At 61.7% G+C, this 19,324-nt stretch carries 16 protein-coding genes; 7 read left to right on the top strand and 9 right to left on the bottom strand.

Annotated features, from left to right (window positions below):
• The 3 genes from ACWF6P_RS02805 to ggh all read right to left on the bottom strand — a co-directional run.
• On the bottom strand, nt 1-3,341 hold a 3,341-nt coding region (locus ACWF6P_RS02805), incomplete at its 3' end, for a DUF7927 domain-containing protein (protein WP_452619884.1).
• Between the two features lie 979 nt (nt 3,342-4,320).
• Nucleotides 4,321-5,016 carry a glycoside hydrolase family 25 protein gene (locus ACWF6P_RS02800; protein WP_452620434.1) on the bottom strand — a complete coding sequence of 232 codons (696 nt, stop codon included), beginning with the start codon at nt 5,014-5,016 and terminating at the stop codon, nt 4,321-4,323.
• Nucleotides 5,017-5,123: 107 nt separating this feature from the next.
• The gene (gene ggh / locus ACWF6P_RS02795; protein ID WP_095973755.1) at nt 5,124-6,461 is read right to left on the bottom strand and encodes a glucosylglycerate hydrolase; all 1,338 of its coding nucleotides are present in this window, start codon (nt 6,459-6,461) and stop codon (nt 5,124-5,126) included.
• Nucleotides 6,462-6,571: 110 nt separating this feature from the next.
• Between ggh and ACWF6P_RS02790 the strand changes: the two genes are divergently transcribed.
• The 3 genes from ACWF6P_RS02790 to ACWF6P_RS02780 all read left to right on the top strand — a co-directional run bounded on the left by ACWF6P_RS02790 (nt 6,572) and on the right by ACWF6P_RS02780 (nt 9,750).
• On the top strand, nt 6,572-7,270 hold the full coding sequence (locus tag ACWF6P_RS02790) for a haloacid dehalogenase type II (RefSeq protein WP_452619883.1): 699 nt from the start codon (nt 6,572-6,574) through the stop codon (nt 7,268-7,270).
• Nucleotides 7,271-7,342: 72 nt separating this feature from the next.
• A complete protein-coding gene (locus tag ACWF6P_RS02785) occupies nt 7,343-8,254 on the top strand; it encodes a cation transporter (RefSeq protein WP_452619882.1) in 912 nt (303 codons plus the stop codon).
• A gap of 119 nt (nt 8,255-8,373) precedes the next feature.
• A complete protein-coding gene (locus ACWF6P_RS02780) occupies nt 8,374-9,750 on the top strand; it encodes a DUF222 domain-containing protein (protein ID WP_452619881.1) in 1,377 nt (458 codons plus the stop codon).
• A 72-nt stretch (nt 9,751-9,822) separates the two neighbouring features.
• Here the strand turns inward: ACWF6P_RS02780 and ACWF6P_RS02775 are convergent, their stop codons facing one another.
• Nucleotides 9,823-10,824 (bottom strand): PHP domain-containing protein, encoded by a 1,002-nt coding sequence (locus tag ACWF6P_RS02775; RefSeq protein ID WP_452619880.1) that lies wholly within the window; start codon nt 10,822-10,824, stop codon nt 9,823-9,825.
• Nucleotides 10,825-10,884: 60 nt separating this feature from the next.
• On the opposite strand from ACWF6P_RS02775, the gene ACWF6P_RS02770 reads away from it, so the two are divergent.
• Both ACWF6P_RS02770 and ACWF6P_RS02765 read left to right on the top strand, forming a co-directional pair.
• Complete coding sequence (locus ACWF6P_RS02770) at nt 10,885-11,295, top strand: TIGR03668 family PPOX class F420-dependent oxidoreductase (RefSeq protein WP_452619879.1); 411 nt, start codon at nt 10,885-10,887, stop codon at nt 11,293-11,295.
• Between the two features lie 144 nt (nt 11,296-11,439).
• Nucleotides 11,440-12,189 (top strand): cyclase family protein, encoded by a 750-nt coding sequence (locus ACWF6P_RS02765; protein WP_452620433.1) that lies wholly within the window; start codon nt 11,440-11,442, stop codon nt 12,187-12,189.
• Here the strand turns inward: ACWF6P_RS02765 and ACWF6P_RS02760 are convergent.
• The 4 genes from ACWF6P_RS02760 to ACWF6P_RS02745 all read right to left on the bottom strand — a co-directional run bounded on the left by ACWF6P_RS02760 (nt 12,186) and on the right by ACWF6P_RS02745 (nt 16,467).
• Nucleotides 12,186-13,778 carry a diguanylate cyclase gene (locus ACWF6P_RS02760; RefSeq protein ID WP_452619878.1) on the bottom strand — a complete coding sequence of 531 codons (1,593 nt, stop codon included), beginning with the start codon at nt 13,776-13,778 and terminating at the stop codon, nt 12,186-12,188. The genes ACWF6P_RS02765 and ACWF6P_RS02760 overlap by 4 nt on opposite strands.
• A gap of 149 nt (nt 13,779-13,927) precedes the next feature.
• A complete protein-coding gene (locus ACWF6P_RS02755; protein WP_452619877.1) occupies nt 13,928-14,806 on the bottom strand; it encodes a metal ABC transporter permease in 879 nt (292 codons plus the stop codon).
• Nucleotides 14,807-14,809: 3 nt separating this feature from the next.
• Entirely contained in the window at nt 14,810-15,544 is a 735-nt protein-coding gene (locus ACWF6P_RS02750) for a metal ABC transporter ATP-binding protein (RefSeq protein WP_452619876.1), read from the bottom strand.
• Nucleotides 15,541-16,467, bottom strand: a complete 927-nt coding sequence (locus ACWF6P_RS02745) for a metal ABC transporter substrate-binding protein (RefSeq protein ID WP_378445174.1) — start codon at nt 16,465-16,467, stop codon at nt 15,541-15,543. Before ACWF6P_RS02745 ends, ACWF6P_RS02750 begins: the two co-directional genes overlap by 4 nt.
• A gap of 77 nt (nt 16,468-16,544) precedes the next feature.
• On the opposite strand from ACWF6P_RS02745, the gene ACWF6P_RS02740 reads away from it, so the two are divergent.
• Both ACWF6P_RS02740 and ACWF6P_RS02735 read left to right on the top strand, forming a co-directional pair.
• Nucleotides 16,545-17,222, top strand: coding sequence for an SDR family oxidoreductase (locus ACWF6P_RS02740; RefSeq protein ID WP_452619875.1), 678 nt, complete (start codon nt 16,545-16,547; stop codon nt 17,220-17,222).
• 139 nt (nt 17,223-17,361) lie between these two features.
• Nucleotides 17,362-18,270 (top strand): TIGR04222 domain-containing membrane protein, encoded by a 909-nt coding sequence (locus ACWF6P_RS02735; RefSeq protein ID WP_452619874.1) that lies wholly within the window; start codon nt 17,362-17,364, stop codon nt 18,268-18,270.
• Here ACWF6P_RS02735 and ACWF6P_RS02730 read toward each other — a convergent pair.
• Entirely contained in the window at nt 18,205-19,305 is a 1,101-nt protein-coding gene (locus ACWF6P_RS02730; RefSeq protein ID WP_452619873.1) for a Glu/Leu/Phe/Val dehydrogenase dimerization domain-containing protein, read from the bottom strand. The two genes, ACWF6P_RS02735 and ACWF6P_RS02730, sit on opposite strands and share 66 nt — an antisense overlap.
• Between the last annotated feature and the right edge of the window lie 19 nt (nt 19,306-19,324).

The raw sequence follows: 19,324 nt of genomic DNA, 5'->3' as shown, positions 1-19,324 counted from the left end.
TTCGGAGACACCACCGGATGCGTCGTGCACAGCTGCGTCGCCGGATCACACACCTCCGGAGGATCCACCGGCGGAGTCGTACCCGGAACAACGAAGTTCAGCACCGTGTTGTCGGCATTCGCCGCAACACGATCGGCATCAGCCTTGACCTTCGCCGTGTACGTCACCGTCTTCGATTCACCAGCGCCGAGGGTTCCCGTTACCGAGAAACCATCGCTGCCGACCATCGCAGCAGCCAACGGATCCTGAGCAGACAAGCTGCCCGCAACCAGATCAGCATCATCGAGCAGACCACGCAGATCATCGAAGTACGCAACCTCACCCGCACCGCTACCGGTGTTCGAGAACGTCAACGTGTACTTGATGTCCTGACCGGCAACAACATTCGAACCCGACACCGGATCAGAAGACTTCACCACAGCAATCTTCGGTGCCAAAACCGGATGCTCCGTCGTGACCGGGGGAGGAGTGATCTCCGGACCCGTCGGCGGCTTCGCAGTACCGGTGACCTTGTTGTTGATCAGAACCCCGCCGGCAACACCGTCGTTGATCTTCACCTGGTAGGTCAGAACAACCGACTTACCGGCTTCCAATGCACCGGTCCACGAGAGCGTCGTCCCCGAGAGGGTCGGAGCAGTCCCGTCGACACCGTCAACGGTTGCTTTCAGCGAACCGTCCACCAACGTCGCGTTGTCGAGAACCTTCGACAGATCATCGGTCAACACCACCGGATCAAGAGTCGTGTTACCGGTGTTCGTGCCCGTTACGGTGTACGTGATCGTCTGACCAGCATTGACGCCGGTACCCGAGGCCGGATCAGCAGTCTTCGCGACAGTGAAGCCGGGAACAGAGTGATTCGTCTCCACCGGCGGAGGAGTGATGTCCGGACCCGTCGGCGGCTTCGCAGTACCCGTCACCTTGTTGTTCAGAACCGTGCCCGCGGCAACACCGGCATTGACCTTCACCTCATAGGTGAGGACGACAGACTTACCTGCTTCGAGAACACCCGACCACGAGAGCGTGGTGCCCGACAGAGTCGGAGCAGCAACAGGAGCACCGTCGACGGTCGCCTTCAGCGAACCAGGAACGACAGCAGCATTATTGAGGACCGCACCCAGATCGTCATTGATCTTGACCGGATCGAGCTTCGTCTTGCCGGTGTTGGTGCCGGTGACGGTGTACTTGATCGACTCGCCGGCCTGAACCGTCGAGCCGGAAATCGGATCAGCAGTCTTCTCCAAGGTGAAGCCGGGAACCGAGTGATTCGTCTCCACCGGCGGAGGAGTGATATCCGGACCCGTCGGCGGCTTCGCAGTACCCGTCACCTTGTTGTTCAGAACCGTGCCCGCGGCAACACCGGCATAGACCTTCACCTCATAGGTGAGAACAACAGACTTGCCTGCCTGAAGATTCGCGGACCACGACAAAGTGTTGCCCGACAATGTCGGAGCAGCAACAGGAGCACCGTCGACGGTCGCCTTCAGCGAACCAGGAACGACAGCAGCATTATTGAGAACAGCGCTCAGATCATCAGTGATCGTCGCGGGAGTCAGGGCCGTCTTACCGGTGTTTGCGCCGGTAACGGTGTACGTAATGGTGTCGCCGGCCTGAACCGTCGAACCGGAAGCCGGATCCGCCGTCTTGGTCAGCGTGAAACCAGGCATGGGATGCGTCGTGCAGAGATTGGTTGCAGGATCACATGTTGTGGGAGGAGTTGTAGTCCCCGGAACCAGATAGTTGTTCAGGACTTTGTTGCCGCCATCTTTGACAGTGACGGTGTATGTGACTGTCCCCTTGCCGCCGGCCGGCAACGTGCCGCCGACCTTGATCTTGTCGGTGCCATTCAATGCGGCGGTGAGTCCGCCGGTTGCGGCCCCGAGCGCGACAGTTCCGTCGTCGATGACGTCAGCGAGGTAGTCCGTGTAGTCGATCGTCGCCGGAGCAGTTCCGGGATTCTCGAAATTCAGAGTGTAGGTGATTGTTTGACCGATATTGACCGTCTCACCGGTAGGTGGTGACGACGACTTCTTCACAAGAACCGGAGTGTTCTTGACCTTGCAGTACACGTTGTCACCCGGTGTAAGTGCTGCCTGCGCAACGTCACCGACCCTGAGTGACTGGGTCACGCCGTTTACCTGGCAATCCCATGACGTCGCGTAGTTCGCGGTCTTGGTCGCCGAGGTAGTGGGCTTCTCCCAGAACGTGACAGGAGTAGGTGTCGTATCTGCGAGGAGCGTCCGCCAGCCAGTCGACGCCGTCGTATCAGTAGCGCCGGTTGTGGTGCTCTTGATCTCGGTAGCTGCAGCGGCGCCCGCATCAGCGTGGTGTCCGGTGCTCATGCCGATAGTGAAATCGTCACCGGGGGTCACGCGCGTGAGGTCCTTGTCGATCTTGACCTTCGACAGCAGCACACCGAACGCCAGACCCTGACGCGAGGTGTCCTGAACGGTATTTCCGAAAGTGGCTGCGAAACTTGTCGGAGCAGTCGATGCGACGACCAGCGTTCCGGGCGAGCGTTCTTGGCCATTGACGTAGTTCCACGAATCGCATCGCACAGTGGTGGCGGGCATAGCTGTCAGCCCACCGTCGCAGGCCTGAATTCCGGGGTAGCCAGGAGCATCGGCACCGACGGTACGTGCAATCTGACGTAGAGACTTGTCCGAACTGAAAGTGAGGAATTCACGGTCGTTCGTACGGTTCACATTCGCGTCTGTCGACTCAGCGTCGGCTGCTACGAGACCGTAGTTGTTCACGGGGCCATTCGGCCCCGTCATCACGATGTTCCTCAGCGACACGGTTCCACCGGACTGACCAGCGGTGGCTGAGGTCTGGTAGATCGCCGGCTTGATCGTCGTCGGCACACCCGTGTACGCGGAAGTTCCCAACGCCGCATAGCTCAACGTGGGGAAAGCTCTAGTTTCGATTCCCTGGTGAGTCTTACCCGCTACCGAGTCGGTGAGGAAAGCCTTGAAGCTGATCTTGTAGCCGTCGGTGAGCTGGATTTCCATCGACTGCCCGGCCGCAGAAGCAGCCGTGGTCGCATTGAGCGTCGACATATCGATCCAGCAGATGTTCTGCGAGAACGGACCGGTACCAGGGGCGCTGAACGCGCAGCCCTTTGCCGGCTGTTCGTCAGGGAGAACAGCGGTGCGAGCCGGTGCCTGAGCCTGTACGGGACCGCCGAGCGTTGCGGCCGGCTGCGCTGATGCAGCTACTGCCGTCGCGCCGGAGAGGCCGAGAATCATCGCGATGGCGGTCCACACCACCGTCCACGCTCGCACCCAGGGTGGGAGCCCTGCGGTGAATAGGGCCGACCTTGTCGGCGGTATTTCGTTAGGCATTTCTTACTCCCCAGGATGTGCCTGATCGATGTTCGGTGGACGGAGATGCGAGAGCGCAGGCGCGAACTCCCGATTGATCGGTTGGTTCGGGTCGATCCGCCTGTTTTCGGCTGATCGACCTCACACCGGACGCTGTTGCCGGTCCTGTCATTCGAGCTCCTCTTCGGAAACACCTGCGTGTTGGAAGAGCCGCCCTGAACAGGACCTTGGCCCTCGAAATCCGTGCAAATCGAGAGCAACCTTCCAGTTATCTCGATCAAGATAACAGATAACCGGGAGCTTGCCCATCGAAAGTCAGACAAAGCAGACCGATCGACGTTTTTGTTCGTAGATCGGACAAGCTTCGAGGAACAGTGTTGTTCGAGCGGACAATTCAGCCCCCGGAGTACGGCACCGCGGCGAACGCGATGACATTCACCGTTTCCGCTGACCAGATCGGGTGACGACCAACCTCAAGGAAGATACGGAATCTGGACAAATGCCCAATATGGATAAGGCCTGTTGGATGCGCCACAGCCCTTCGAACGACGGTCGGAAACCCCGTCCTGAATGGAGTCCGATCACCCGGCGAGCACGTCGAAATTTATCGAATTGATCCAGACCACACCCGGCGACGGCTGCCAGTAACGAAGTACTCCGGGGCTCCGATAATCGGATTGCGAGGCGCCATCTCCGACCGAAACCGGGTCGGCGCCTTCGATCCAGACCCAACTTCAAGTCCGTTTTGTAGCTTTTCGGTTGGAGCAGTCCTGCTCATTTTCTGCCATAGCTATTTTCTGATCCTGCTCAGCTAGTCGAAAGTTCAGCGACCGCGGCTACCACCCGGCAGAATTCTCGTAACTGACGAGCAACAACCGGACTAACCAGCCAAGCGTCACAAGAGTGCCAAAAAGGGCCCTTCCGCGTGCCTCGAGGCAAATGCATCGAGGGCGAAAGGGCCCGAACCGGGCACCACGGGCCCAAGGGCCCCCGCCGCAAACTAGCTGCTGCCGAACCCCACACTGTTGGCGTAGCGATCGAAATCGCCCTGGGCTCCGCTGTAGACGTTGATGTCGGTATTCCCATTGATACCGGGGATGCGTCCGGTGCTGGTGTACTGCCAGAAAGTCCAGTTGGACCAACCACCGGGTAGCGGCCCCGGGGCGTTCTGCCCGTTGTAGTCAGCGATCCACAGCGGGTAGTGGTTGAACTCGGTGGTGTTGGCCATCTGAGTACGCCAGAAGTTGGGATACGTGTAAATGATGGGCTGCCGCCCGGTAAGTGCCTGGACTGTATTCAAGTAGCGATGAGTCCAGTCGATGACCTGCCCGGCGGGCAGTCCCTTCGCGTCCTCGAGATCCAGAACGGGCGGGAGGTCACCAGGTCCGTTGATACCCAGGACGATCGCCGAGTAAAAGGCGGCCTGGGCTTCGGGGGACTGTCGAACGTCTGCGTAGTGGTATGCCCCGCGCGAGACGCCGGCAGCACGCATGACCAGGCAATCCTGGATGAAGTACGGATTGACGTAGTTGAGCGACTCGGTGGCCTTGACCATCGCGAACTCGTGCCCTGACGCCTTGACCTGGAACCAGTCGATTCCGGTTCCGTCCACATGCTGCCACGAAGAGACGTCCGGGCCGCGGGGAGCGTCGGCAGCGGCGAGGCCAGGTGCCGTGATCGCGATGGCAGCAGCCATCGCGATCGGGGTGAGCTTGCCCAGTGTCCTGACGATCCGTCGCTCGACCATTTCCCGAGGGTAAGGTTGATTGGTCCGTTTTGTCCGCTAATTCAGGGAATGTTCACTCAACCGAGCCAGTCGAGAACGGCAGCCGCGGTCCACGACTGTTGCATGCTCCCCAACGGTTCTCCGGTGAAGGGCTCGTAGTACTCGGCAAATGTGCCGTCGCTGGCCTGCCTCAGCCCCTCCGAACGCAAGACGTGTGATCGCTCGGCCCATCCCCGGCGCGCGAACGCCCACGAGAACAACCACGTGATGACCGGCCACACCGGGCCACGCCAATACTCGCGCGGGCGAAAATCACCGGAAACCGGAGACGTCGACGGCGGAACGGCAAAACGCATGTCCGGGTGCCCGCAGAATTTGGGCCCCTCGAAAGTGCGCAACAAAGCGCGCTCGGCGTCGCGGCTCAAACCGCCGCAGAGCAACGGCGCAAACATCGCGATGGTCTCGGTATGAACCCACCGTCCAGTGCGCAGGTCGAAATCCTTTGCTGCACCTGATCGTTCATCGGTGGTGGCAATCACGCCCTGCCGGAAGCGATCTGCCCACCCACGCAAATCGCGGACGTCGGAGTTCGGCCGCGAATGCTCCTCGCCGATCGTCGCCAGGACGTCGCACGCCATCGAGAAGACCGCACTGACAAACACGTCCTCGACGGCAAAACTCATGGCCGTGGCAAGCTGCGAGTCCTCGTACCGCACGGCCTTCATCTCTTCGAGAAGCCAAAGGTAGCGGTCGTATTCGTGATCTGTGGGACGCTGAGACAGGTCGGTCACCACCGCAAGATCCGCCCGCTGATACGCAGGCACTTGTCCCGCAACAACATTCGCGTAGGCCAGATCCCAGCGCGGGGAATTGTCCATCCCCGATTCCCACCCGTGGTAGAGCGCGATACGGCCGTTGCCGTCGAGATCCCGCGCCTCCGCCAACCACCGATGCCACCGAACAAGATCGCTCCAGCGACGGTCGAGAAACTCTTCGGCCACCGCACGCGTCGTACGTCCGTGCCGACGCGAATGATCGAGAATCCGCTGCACCGCGATCGCGTGGACGGGGGGTTGAGTGATTCCCGACGTAGCGGTTCCCAGAGGCGCGTGCGCAGCCAAGGCGTTGACGTCCCACCGCGTCGGGCCGGGGAAGTAGCCGTCGACACCGTTCGCGAACACGATGTGCGGAATCATCCCGTTCTTCCACTGAGCAGAGAGCAAAGTATCGAGCTCTACTACCGCTCGCTCGACGCTGAGCGGCGCCAAACCTACCGCGACGAACGCCGCGTCCCAGCTCCACATGTGGGGATACAGCTTCGGGGCGGCGCTGGTCATCGTGCCCAGGTCGTTTCCGCGCAGCAGGTAGGCAGCTCGGGCGGCGAGCTGAGTCGGGGTGAATCCGCGGTCGGCCATAGATGTCTATTTTGCGACGCGTCGAGCCTTTGCGCTCATCGAGCACGAATCGGGCGCGGTAACCGCGCTAGGGTGGCATCACCGTCAGGCGATCTCGGGGTGGAGGCCTTGTGCGCGAGAAGATCAAAGCACTGCTGTTCGACGTGCAGGGCACAACAACAGATTTTCACAGCACTCTCTGTAGAGAGGCCCGTCGAATCACCGACGCCGACGTCGACTGGTCGCGATTCGTCAATCTCTGGCGCGCTGAATACTTCGCGAACACCTCCGAGGCCGGCGACGCCACAGGCGAGTGGGTGACAGTCCATTCGGTGTATCGCGAGGCTCTGCGCAAGCTGTTGGCCCGCGAGAACATCGAACTTTCCGACGCGGAACAGGAAGAACTCACCGCCGCCTGGAAATTCCTGGACCCGTGGCCGGACACCGTCGCTGGTCTGACAACCCTGCGTCAGCAGTACACCGTCGCTGCCTTGTCCAACGCCGATGTGAACGCTGCAGTCAGCATCTCGCGGCACGGAAACCTGCCCTGGCATGCCGTCTTCACCGCCGAGATGGCCGGCGTGTTCAAACCCGATCCGAAGATTTACCACTTGGCTGCTCGATACCTCGGGTACGACCCGGCCGAGATCATGATGGTTGCAAGCCACAAATACGACATTCGGGCGGCCAAAGCTCTCGGATTCCGCACCGCCTTCATCGCCCGACCCCTCGAATTCGGAGCGAAGGGCAATCCCGATGTGTCATTCTCCGACGAGTTCGACATCAACGCCGAGGACTTTCTCGATCTGGCAGCGCAATTGGTGCTCTGATGCCGTGCCCGCGCGTCGTTGCTGGTATTCCTACGTGAAGGAATATCGAAACGGACAGGCGGTTTGGAATTCATGGGTACCAAGGAAGACAGCGCTACCCGCGAACGCAAGGCCCTGCGGTACTCGCTCGTGGTCGCCACGGCGTTGGCTGTACTCGCCGCATTCTGGGGCTGGATCTCGCAGTCCCAGGTGATCCTGCTCGACGGTGTGTACGCCCTCATCGGAATGGTGCTCACGGCGCTGTCACTGCGGGTCTCGCGGATAGCCGACTCGGGCCCTACCGCACGCTTCCCCTTCGGCAAAGAGGCGTTGATTCCCGTAGTCATCGCCGTCCAGGGCATGGCACTACTGGCGACGCTCGCCTACGCCGCAGTCGAAGCAGTTCGTGTCATCCTCGCGGGCGGGGCCGACGTCACCGCGGGATCGTTGGTGGCATACGGCGCTGTCAGCGCAGTGGTGTCGATCGTCATCTGGCGCTACGTCGGCCAAGTCGACCGCACGTCCGATCTGCTCGGCGCCGAAGCCAGGCAGTGGGGGGCGTCGGCTGCCTTCAGCGCGCTGGTTGCCGTCGGCGCTGTCGTCGCAATGATCTTGGGCCGCACCGATTTCTCAGACGCCGACCGATACGTCGACTCCGTCTTGGTCCTCCTCGGCTGCGCGATGTTGGTCCCACAACCGTATGCACTTCTACGATCCGCACTGATCGAACTCCTCGAAGGCGCTCCCGGAGAACACGTTCAGACCCGAGTCCGCGAAGCCATCACCGCCGTTCGCGACGAATTCGGTTTGGATGAACCGACTCTCACCATGAGCAAAGTCGGTCGCAAGCTGTATATCGAAGCGACGTTCATGGTCGCACCGCACAGCTGGGACATCGACGGTGAAGACGCGGTACGACGCTCGTTCGCCGCCAGCCTCGCCGACCTTCCCTACGAACCATGGCTGAACATCGAACTGACCACAGATCCGGCACTGATGCTCTAGCGACGGAATCTGCTCTCGAACAACAGAATCACGTCAACGCGATCATCTTCGCCTTCCCGAAAGAACCCTTGACTCGAAAGTATGTTCGAGTATGATGGGAGATGGAACGGGGGGTTCTCATGACGATCAACATCACCGACGATGCTGTCACCGACGTGGTCAACAGCTCCGCAGTGGGAGTGCGCGCACGATTGTGGCGGCTGCACCCCACCGACGTCCGCCAGATCGCCATCGCTGCATCAGCGGAAATCCTTCGCCTGGAAGCCATTCGAGTAGCCGCCCTCGACACCCTGACGTTGAACCCAGACGAACAAGTACTCTGCTACCGCGGCACCGGAGAATGGCTCGCACACCACACCATGCTGCAAATCCCCGCCGGCAGAAGAATCGCCGCCCTGGGCAAAGCCCTACGATCATTTCCCGAGATCGAAGACCAATTCGACACCGGTGACCTCACTTTCGAACACGCAGCACTGATCGTCGCGTTCTGCGAATCCCCACCCAAGGCAATGCCCGACGCCGCACTACCGTACTGCCGCGACACACTCCTCGCCGCAGCATCCGGAACCGAAGCAACCACCGTCAAACTGCGCTACGCCATCAGCGTCCTCGAGCACATGTTCGAATCCGACAACCCACCACCAAGCGAAGACACCGACCGCAACGAACTCCGCATCTCCCCGACCCTCAACGGAAGAGTCGCCATCCGAGGCGATTTCGACGGCGCAACCGGCGAAATGCTTCTCTCCGCCCTCTCCAACCTCTCCATGCCCACCCCCGCCGAGGACGGCACACCCGACAAACGATCCGCCGCCACACGCAACGCCGACGCCATGGCAGAACTCATCCGGCGCTACCTCGACAACGCTGCCACCGGCATCGACGGCGGCCAACGCCCACACCTGAACGTGCACATCAACGCCAAAGACCTGGCCTACCACCGCGAATGCGCCTCCACCACAAGCCACTCAACAGGCGACGCCTCGACACCCGACCCGTCCGACGGTGACGACCACGACACCCTGGACCTTGGCATGCCAGATCCCGACATGCAAGATCTCGATGTCGGGCACATGCCCTGGATGGGACCGCTGAGCGTCGGCCGCACCCGCATGATCGCCTGCGACTGCATGCTCTCTACCGTCCTCCTCGACGAGAACGGCGCCCCACTCGACGCCAGCCCACTGAAAAGACTTGTCACCGCGGCACAACGCACCGCACTGATCGCCCGAGACAAAGGGTGCGCCTTCCCCGGCTGCGACTGCGTCCCCGCCTGGACCGACGCACACCACATCAAACACTGGGCCAAAGGAGGACCAACCGTCATGGACAACCTGGTCCTACTCTGCCGATCCCACCACACCCTGATGCACCGAAAACCCGGATACACCGGGCAATGGGAAATCCGAATGGGCACCGATCACCTGCCCTGGTTCATCCCACCACCGGGCATCGACCCGGACCAGAAACCCCGCCGCTCCACCACACGGCTTTGAACCCGGAGGTCACCGAGCACACGCCTCGGTGACCCATTCCGGCGTGCTTCGAGCGCACTCACATGCGTGTGCTCAATTGCCCGCCCACTCCAGAAGGTTTTCGGCGGTCCAGGTATTGATCACCCGATCCGCTTCGACGCCGCACTTTTCGGCCCGGTCACAGCCGTAGCCCTGCCAGGCCAGCTGACCGGGAGCATGGGCGTCGGTATCGATGGAAAAAAGACAATCCAGATCGCGGGCCAATTCGATCAAACGCGAAGGCGGGTCACGACGCTCCGGTCGGGAGTTGATCTCAACGGCGGTGCCTGATTCTCGGCAGGCCTCGAACACTTTCTCCGCATCGAACTGCGACTCTGGACGGGTTCCGCGAGCACCCTCGACGAGACGGCCGGTGCAGTGTCCGAGAATATCGACACGCGGGTTCCGCACTGCAGCAAGCATTCTGCGGGTCATCGCTTCGCTCTCGGACCGCAGCTTCGAGTGCACGCTCGCCACCACGATGTCAAGTTCGTCGAGTAGATCTGGATCCTGATCCAAGGAACCGTCGTCGAGGATGTCCACCTCGATTCCCGTAAGGATGCGGAAGGGCGCCAGTTCCGCATTCAACCCGGCTATCACGTCGAGTTGAGAACGTAGGCGCTCCGCCGACAGTCCGTTGGCAACTGTCAGGCGAGGCGAATGGTCGGTGAGGGCGCAGTAGTCATGGCCGAGTGCTGCTGCGCGTCGCATCATCTCTTCGATGGGGCTTCCGCCGTCGGACCAATCGGAGTGTGTGTGGAGATCGCCGCGCAGGGCTTGGCGCAACGGGCCGTCCCCGATGGGCTCGGCTTGCTCGCGCAATTCTGCGAGATATTCGGGGACGCCGTCGTACGACTGGGCGATGATCATTGCAGTCTTGGGGCCGATGCCGGTGAGAGCCTTCCAACTGTCGGCCTTACGGCGAGACTCCTTCTGCTCGTCGGACAATCCTGCGAAGACCTCCGCGGCTCGGCGATAGGCCTTGACGCGGTGTGTTTCGGCGCGTGATCGTTCGAGCCAGTAGGCGATCTCCCGAAGCGCTTCATCCGGTTCCATGAGACCACTGTTCCGTCAGCAGCGACTTGCGGCAACCCTTGATCCACTTACGCTGTGGTTATGGACGATCCAAGAGCGCGATTTGAAGCCGCGCAGGTCGCTCGCCTTGCGACGGCTGACGCGGCCGGCGTTCCGCACATCGTGCCGCTGGTATTCGCCCTCGTCGGCGAAACTGTCTATTCCTGCGTCGACCACAAACCGAAAACCACCACCGCGCTTCGCAGGCTCCGGAACATCACCGAGACGGGTCGCGCAAGCCTTCTGGTCGATCATTACGACGACAACTGGTCCGCACTCTGGTGGGTCCGCGTCGACGGACACGCGGAGGTTCTCGAACCCGGCACCGAGGAGTCCGAGAGCGCAATCGATGCTTTGGCCGCGAAGTATCCACAGTACGTCGATCACCGACCGCACGGACAGGTGATAGCTGTCCGCGATGTGAAGTGGTCGTCATGGTCGGCGGCAGCCTAAGGTTCTGCCCTAGTGTTCAAGGAGCGAAAGTGATTGCAACACTCTCAATTCGGACAAAATGGCGGGGGATCGATGAAACGGCGACAGTTACTCCAGCGCGCAGCCACGGGTCTGGCGCTGGTAGCGGGACCTCAGGTGATCGACATGGGTAGCAGTTCCGGAAGCAGCCAAGACGCGACAACGCCGGACGAGCTGTTGTCGGTTGTTTCGCTCTCACACGTGAACGACCCTGCGACGACGCCGGTTTTTCCCGGCGATCCCGAGTTCACTCTCGACACAGCGGCAACCATCGCAGACGACGGCTACTACCTCCAGTACGTCAAGGAGGGCGAACACACGGGCACACATTGGGGCGCGCCGGCGCACTTCCAGGAAGGTGGACTCACAGCCGACCAACTCGATCCGGCCGACCTCTTCCTCCCGGCGGTGAAGATCGACATCCGAGGCAAGGCTGCGGCCGATTCGGACTATGCGCTCACCGTCGCGGACATTCAGGAGTGGGAGACGCGCAACGGCAAGATCCCCGATGGAGCGGCCGTAGTTCTCTGGACCGGATGGGAATCGCGCTGGGGTAGCGAAGAATATGCCAACGCCGACGCCGAGGGGGTCACCCACCAGCCCGGCTTCTCGGTGGACGCGGCGCAGTGGCTGATAGACACCGGACGCTTGGGCACCCGCGGAGCATTGGGAACCGACACGTTCGGTCCCGACCTCGGAAACGACGAGACCTACCCCGTCTCGACGCTCCTGTACGACAAGCATCGAATCAGCCTGGAAAATCTGAACAATCTCGCCGCCCTACCAACCACCGGGGCGAGCATCCTTGTCGGTGGCGCGATCAACAAGGCCGGATCGGGTTCACCGGCAACGATTTTCGCACTCCTACGGCGCTAGTCTTTGCGGCGATCGCGGTAGACAACGACAGCGCCCTTTCCACTTCTCTTCGCGTCGTACATCGCCGCATCGGCCTGGCGAAGAAGAGTGTGCGCACTGAGCGGTTCGTCCAGGGACTGCGCGGACTCGGACGACGCAGACCCAAACGACGCAGACCCGAACGACGCGACACCGACGCTCGCGCCTACCGATACCGAAATGTCGCCCGCAATCCCATCACTACTGAGAATCCCATCACTACTGAGGGCGTCGACGATCCTTCGAGCAACGACGACGGCTTGGTCGATTGAGCCCTGCAGGAGCACTGTGAACTCGTCGCCCCCGAATCGAGCGACAAACGCACTCTCGGGAACCGCTTCGCGCAGACGTGCTGTGAGAGCAACCAATAGACGATCACCGGCCGGATGCCCGTACTGATCGTTGACCTGCTTGAAATCGTCCAGGTCGACAAGCATCAGCACCCGTTCGGACTTCGTGTGGCGATAGTCGTCGATGGCACTTGCGAAGTGCTCGTCGAACGCGGCCCGGTTGGCGAGCTCGGTGAGTGGGTCGTGATGAGCTCGGTACCGGAGCTCGTCCTGGGCAGCGGAGATCTGTTGGAGGAGCGCGTCGTTCTCGAGGAGCGTGAGTATTTGGCGCACCAGCGCGAGAACCAGCACCACGACGCCGAGTATCACAACCACGGCATCGAGGTTGCCGACGATGAGGGCCTGAACCGTCACGATCGTCGCGATGACCGCGATCAACAGATACGGCAGCAGCAATTGGGTCCGATCACTTCGCCAATGTTGTTTAGCTGTGCGCGGCCGTGGCTCAGCTCGCTCGGTCAACGCCGCCAACGCGATCAACGGCGGACCGGCGATGAACCCGGCGTCGGCGATGGTCGGCATACTCTCGGCTCCGATCGCCACCAAGTACGCGTACAGGCTGTCCGAAAGAGAAAGCATCACCAACCCGCACCCGAGGAACGTCAGCGGTTCACGGATCTCGGCGACGGCCTTCGGTCCGATGACCATCAGCAAGACCATCGCGATCAGAACGAAGTCGGTGATCGGATACATCACGGCGACGAGGAACCCGAGAGAGCCAGTCGGACCGGTGTGCACGACGGCGCCGAGGGCAGTCGTCCACGTGAGGATGAACAATCCACCGACCACGACTAGACCGTCGAGCGTCAGCACCATCCAGAGGTGGATTGGACCGATCGCCTCACGTCGGGGCGACTGGCGCACAAGCGACAGAAGCGCCGGCACGGCAAACACCGGGAACATGAAGAAACCGATGTCCGCGATCGACGGCGACGGAAGGGGAACGTGCAGAACCGAGCGGTAGAACGCCCAGAAGAACATCCCGAGAGTCCAGCCGGCCATACCGAGAGCCATCAGAGTTCGCCAACGACGCTCGACGCCGTGATGGCGCCGCGATGTCCACCAACAGACCGCAGTCGCGGTGGCACCGCCGACGAGCTGGGCGATATCGTCCACCAGAACCGAAGTTCGTGGGCTGAGCAGCCCGGATCCGGCGAGGGCGATGACCGCGACAACGACGCCGAGAACCAGCCACGTGCGTCGTGCTCGGAACTGCGTCATCGAAGAACCCATCGGTGTTCAAGGCGTCACCACCGATTGCCTTGCAGCCGGCATCGTTGCGGCCGGAATGTTCGTGGTGACGAATGCCCGTACAAACCTACCCGATTTGGTAGCGGATTGTTAACTGGACGAACGATCAGGACCACCCGCTACGCCACGGCGCTGTATTCCGCCCGGGTCCTACGCCGCTGCGAAGTCCATTTCGCGATGACACCTTGCGACGGGCTGAACAGGTACACCAGAGCGAACACGATGCCCTGCGTCATGACGACCATGCCACCGGAAGCCGTGTCGAGGTAGTAGCTGACGTAGATACCGGCAATCGCGCAGACTGCGGAGACGACGGGAGCTATCACCAGCATCCGCGAAAACTTGTCGGTGAGGAGGTAGGCCGTCGCGCCAGGGATGATCAGCATCGCCACCACCAGCACAACTCCGACAGCTTGCAGCGCCACTACCGACGTGAGCGCGAGAACTCCGAGGAGTAGGGCGCCGAGGCGTTTGGGCGAGAGACCTATCGCATTGGCGTGGACCGGGTCGAACGCGAACAAAGTCAGATCACGACGCTTGATCAACAGAATGCTCAACGCCAACGCGCCGAGTATCGCGACCTGCAGAAGATCGGACGGGCTCACCCCCAGCAGGTTGCCGAAAATGATGTGGTTGAGATCGGTCTGGCTGGGGGTCACCGAGATGAGAACCAAACCGAACGCAAAGAGAGTCGTGAAGACGATACCGATCGCGGCGTCTTCCTTGACACGGCTGGTGTTACGGATCAGTCCGATCAGGGCGACGGCGATCAACCCGAAGATCAAGGCCCCGATGGCAAATGGAGCGCCGACGACGTACGCCAGGACAACGCCGGGCAGTACGGCGTGCGAGACGGCATCACCCATCAGGGACCACCCGATGAGCACCAACCAACAACTGAGCACCGCGCAGACAACCGCCGCCACAACCGCAACGGCCAACGCGCGCACCATGAATCCGTACTGGAGAGGATCGAGGAGCAGTTCTACGATGTTCATCGATCAGGTCCTGTCCATCACGTCGAGACCGAAAGCCAGGGCAAGGTTTTCCGGTTGAAGCACGGTGTCCGGGTCGGAATGCACCAGGACCTTGCGCATGAGTAGTACCGCCTCGTCGCAGAGTTTCGGCACCGCGTGGAGATCGTGGGTCGAGACCAAGATCGACCGACCGTCGGAAGCCAACTCTCGTAGCAGCGTCGAAATCGTTGCCTCGGAGCGCTTGTCGACGCCCGCAAACGGCTCGTCCAGCAACAGTATCGATGCATCCTGCGCAATGCCGCGTGCCACGAACGCGCGCTTCTTCTGACCACCCGAGAGCTGTCCGATCTGGCGATCCGCGAATTCGGTCAGTTCCACCCGCTCGAGCGCCTCGGCCACCGCCTCGCGATCTGCACGTCGCGGACGCCGCAAAAACCCGAGATGGCCGTATCTGCCCATCATCACGACGTCACGCACGCTGATCGGGAAGGTCCAGTCGACGTCTTCACTCTGTGGCACATATCCGACGCGGCCGCTCTTCCGCGCAGCGGCTGCGTCGAGGCCGGCGATTCTCACAGAGCCGTTGTCCGGCTTGATCATTCCCATGATGACCTTGAACAGGGTGGATTTGCCTGAACCGTTCATGCCGATCAGTCCGCAGACGCTACCCGAGTTCAACGTCAGATCGACGTGGTCCAGTGCGTGAACCTCGCCGTAGTGAACGCTGACATTTTCGACGCGAATGGCTTGTTCCGTCATGATTTACCGCCGGTGAGGCCGCCGAGGATGACGTCGGTATCGTGGCGAATCATGTCCAGGTAGGTGGGCACGGGACCGTCGGCTTCGGACAGCGAATCGACGTACAGCGTTCCGCCGAACTTCGCGCCGGTCGCCCCGACGACTTGCTGCATGGGCGCATCCGAGACCGTCGACTCACAGAAGACGGCGGGAACGGAATTGGCCCGGACGAAGTCGATCGCGGCGATGATTTGCTGCGGCGTCGCCTGCTGCTCGGCGTTGACCGGCCAGATGTACGCCTCGCTGAGTCCCGCGTCCCTGGCCAGATAGGAGAACGCACCCTCGCAGCTGACAAGTGCTCGCTGACCTGCGGGCAATGCCGCCAGGCCACTGACCAGGCCGTCCTGCACCGCTTGCAGTTCCGCCTTGTACTTCGCGCCGTTCTCCGCAAATGCAGCGGCGTTGTCCGGATCGAGGTCACTGAACGCCGTCACCATGTTGTCGACGTAGATCTGCGTATTCAGTGGAGACATCCACGCATGCGGATTGGGCTTGCCCGCATAGGCATCACCGGCGATCGGGATGCCTTCGACGCCATCGCTGACCACGACGTGTGGCACATCCAGTCCGTTGACGAACTTGGCGAACCATGCTTCGAGGTTCATGCCGTTGTCGAGGATCAGGTCCGCCTCGTTGGCGCGGCGAATGTCCCCGGGCGTCGGCTCGTAGCCGTGAATTTCCGCTCCGGCCTTGGTGATCGACTCGACTCGCAGATGATCGCCTGCGACGTTCTGGGCGATGTCCGAGAGCACGGTGAACGTGGTCAGCACTACCGGACGGTCGTCGTCGGAAGCGGAATTCACTGCCGAACAGCTGGAAAGAAGCAGGGCGGCGAGGGCAGCAATTCCCAGGCGGCGGAAATTCTTCGCGTCGCGAGTCGTCATGTTCAAACTCTAATATGTGGGTAAACAAATACACAAGTTCGTCTCACCGAACATTCCTCACTCGATAGGCTCGGACCATGCGTCCTACTGCCTTGATCACCGGTTCCAGTCGCGGCCTCGGAGCTGCCATCGCACGCGAACTGGCGCCGACACACGACCTGCGGCTCGGTGCACGATCCCCGCAGGCCCTCGAGCCGATCTGCGCCGAACTGCCCGGATCGACGCCACTGCCTCTCGACCTCACGGACTACGACGCCGTCGCAGTCGCCGCCTCCTCCATCACGACGCTCGACGTGCTGGTACACAACGCCGGCGTGGCTGACATCGGAACCATCGAGGAATCCTCGGTCGATCAGTGGCGACGCACCCTCGAGGCAAACGTCATCGCCGTCGCCGAGCTCACGCGTGTACTTCTGCCCGCGCTTCGTGCAGCCGGAGGTCACGTCGTGCTGATCAATTCGGGTGCCGGGCTTCGCGCCAACGCCGGATGGGGCTCGTATGCGGCCAGCAAGTTCGCCCTGCGCGCTTTCGGAGATGCGTTGCGCCTGGAAGAGCCGTCACTGCGAGTCACCTCCATTCACCCCGGACGGATCGACACCGATATGCAGCGCGACATCGTCGCCGGTGAAGGCGACGAGTACGACCCGGAGCGCTTCCTGAAGGCCTCCACCGTGGCCCGAGCCGTACGCACTGCCGTCGAAACACCATCCGACGCACACCCCACGGAGATCGTGCTCCGACCTACCGGCCGGTAAATCCCCAGTTCGCCGGTAACGGAATGGTGACGATGACCATCCGGATATCGCTTTCCACGGGACTGGCCCGATACTGACATCAGTTGTCGGACAAAGAGACTGGATCTGTTCTCAGGAGTTCATCGAGAGGTGGTGTGCAATGCATAATCATACGGATACGTGGGGAATTTCCAGCCAAACCTTCCTTCAGTGGTACCTGGTGGCAGCCGCCGTCGCGATCGGGCTCTCGCTCTACAGCCGAATGTCTGCGCGCCGGTCACCCGTGGTCGTCGACGCCGTTCGTCGACCTCTCACTCCTCCCGAGATCGGCGCTTTGACCAGTGACTACCAAGCGGTGCTGGCGTCGATGGCTATTCTGCGCAGCGCCGAGCTGATCAGCACCGAAGGCAAGACCAAGCTGGCGCTCACTGCCGAGGACAAGAGTCGTCTCGACTGGTTCACCCGCACGGTGCACAAGCGGCTCGGCAACGGAAAAGTCCCGCTGCGACAAGTGCGTCTGATGGGACGACTGAACATCGCACTCGCACAACTACGTACGACACTGATCGACGAGGGTTACCTGCAGCGCCCGCAGGACGGTCTGACTGCTGCCCTTCGGACCGTTCCGATCGTGGTGGTCATTGCTCTCGGCATCGTCCGACTCATCGCCGGGATCGCCGGCGGCAAGCCGGTCGGGTTTCTGCTCCTGACCATCATCGTTCTTGCGCTGATGATTCCGCTTCTACGAATCAAGCGTCGCCGTACGACGTTGGGCGACAGCGAGCTTCGACGTCTCCAGCACGAAAATTCCTACCTCTCACCGAAACTGCGACCCTCGTACACCAGCTACGGTCCGTCGCTCGCCGGACTCTCGGCAGCGCTCTTCGGTTCGGGCGCTCTGGTCCTGATCGATCCGGCGCTCGCGGGGGCCGTGGCTGCGGGTGCCGCGTACAGCCCGGGCGGTGCCAGTTCCAGCTACTACAGTTGTGGCTCCTCTTCCGGCTCATCCGGCTCGGACGGCGGTGGCGGCAGTGGGAGCAGTTGCGGCGGCGGTGGGTGTGGGGGATAGCCGCGCACGGGCGAGCAGGAGCGCGGCGGCCTCGGTAGTGATGCCACGTTCCTCGCTCAACGAATACACCTCGTCCAAGGTCCGACCGATCCCTCGGGTTCGCTCCACGACGTCGTCTTCGTTCCACCCCAGGACTTCTCGCCCCACGAGGTGAAAGGCCCCGCCCGCATTGGCCACAAAATCAGGGGCACAGAGAACCCCGCGGCTTCGCAGAACCTCGCCGGCAGCCGCGTCGGCCAAGATGTTGTTCGCTGCGCCGGCTACTGCGAGAGCCGGAATCGACGCAGCAGCAGCGGAATCGATGATGCCTCCCATCGCGCAGGGAGCAAAGAGGTCGCACGGCGTTCGGAGTACCTCGTCCGCACGAATGACCGTGTGCCCCGCGAGCGACGCCGCCTCGAGGCGCTGCGGGTCCGTATCGGCAACCAGCAGTCGTGCCCCAGCCTGCGCCGCGAGGCGGACAACATCGCCGCCGACGGCGCCGAGTCCCTGTACGAGTACCGTTCGGCCGTCGAGTGTTCCGAGTCCACGGCGACGCGTCGTGGCTTTCATCGCTTCGAACACCCCCAGTGCCGTGGCGTGCGCACTGGAACCGGCCCCACCGTTGTCGACCGAACGCCCGAAGACGTATTTGGTGGTGCGGCTGAGCTGATCCATGTCGGAAGAGTTGGTGTTGACGTCAGGGCCGGTCCAGTAGTTTCCTTCGAGCTTGTCGATGTTCTCGGCGTGGATGTCGAGGATACGGGTCCAGGTTGCGGCGTCGATCTGATTGCGCGGTGCAGGTAGTGCTATCACCGACTTCCCGCCACCCATCGGCAGATCGGAGACCGCCATCTTCAAAGTCATTGCGCCGGCGAGCTTCCCGGCGTCCGCCAGAGCGTGACCGATGGAGGGATAGTGAGCGGCCCGTGTGCCACCCGACGCCGGTCCCAGGCGAGTGGAGTCGATTCGAATCACGAAAGTCGTGCCGGTCTCCCGATCATGGCGTGTGACGGTCAGTTCACCGTCCCAGCGCAGTTCGTCGTCGATACTCATAACAAATCCTCTTCCAGTC

It is taken from the genome of Rhodococcus sp. NPDC055024 (assembly GCF_053608585.1).
The sequence above is the reverse complement of the archived record's forward strand: the minus strand, read 5'-3'. Positions and strand labels throughout refer to the sequence as shown.

Bases quoted from the DNA above. Each gene is read 5' to 3' on its own strand.
- ACWF6P_RS02755 (WP_452619877.1), bottom strand. From the start codon at position 14,806: ATGAACATCGTAGAACTGCTCCTCGATCCTCTCCAGTACGGATTCATG.
- ACWF6P_RS02750 (WP_452619876.1), bottom strand. From the start codon at position 15,544: ATGACGGAACAAGCCATTCGCGTCGAAAATGTCAGCGTTCACTACGGC.
- ACWF6P_RS02785 (WP_452619882.1), top strand. From the start codon at position 7,343: ATGGGTACCAAGGAAGACAGCGCTACCCGCGAACGCAAGGCCCTGCGG.
- ACWF6P_RS02775 (WP_452619880.1), bottom strand. From the start codon at position 10,824: ATGGAACCGGATGAAGCGCTTCGGGAGATCGCCTACTGGCTCGAACGA.
- ACWF6P_RS02745 (WP_378445174.1), bottom strand. From the start codon at position 16,467: ATGACGACTCGCGACGCGAAGAATTTCCGCCGCCTGGGAATTGCTGCC.
- ACWF6P_RS02770 (WP_452619879.1), top strand. From the start codon at position 10,885: ATGGACGATCCAAGAGCGCGATTTGAAGCCGCGCAGGTCGCTCGCCTT.
- ACWF6P_RS02730 (WP_452619873.1), bottom strand. From the start codon at position 19,305: ATGAGTATCGACGACGAACTGCGCTGGGACGGTGAACTGACCGTCACA.
- ACWF6P_RS02760 (WP_452619878.1), bottom strand. From the start codon at position 13,778: ATGACGCAGTTCCGAGCACGACGCACGTGGCTGGTTCTCGGCGTCGTT.
- ggh (WP_095973755.1), bottom strand. From the start codon at position 6,461: ATGGCCGACCGCGGATTCACCCCGACTCAGCTCGCCGCCCGAGCTGCC.
- ACWF6P_RS02735 (WP_452619874.1), top strand. From the start codon at position 17,362: ATGCATAATCATACGGATACGTGGGGAATTTCCAGCCAAACCTTCCTT.
- ACWF6P_RS02800 (WP_452620434.1), bottom strand. From the start codon at position 5,016: ATGGCTGCTGCCATCGCGATCACGGCACCTGGCCTCGCCGCTGCCGAC.
- ACWF6P_RS02740 (WP_452619875.1), top strand. From the start codon at position 16,545: ATGCGTCCTACTGCCTTGATCACCGGTTCCAGTCGCGGCCTCGGAGCT.
- ACWF6P_RS02765 (WP_452620433.1), top strand. From the start codon at position 11,440: ATGGGTAGCAGTTCCGGAAGCAGCCAAGACGCGACAACGCCGGACGAG.
- ACWF6P_RS02780 (WP_452619881.1), top strand. From the start codon at position 8,374: ATGACGATCAACATCACCGACGATGCTGTCACCGACGTGGTCAACAGC.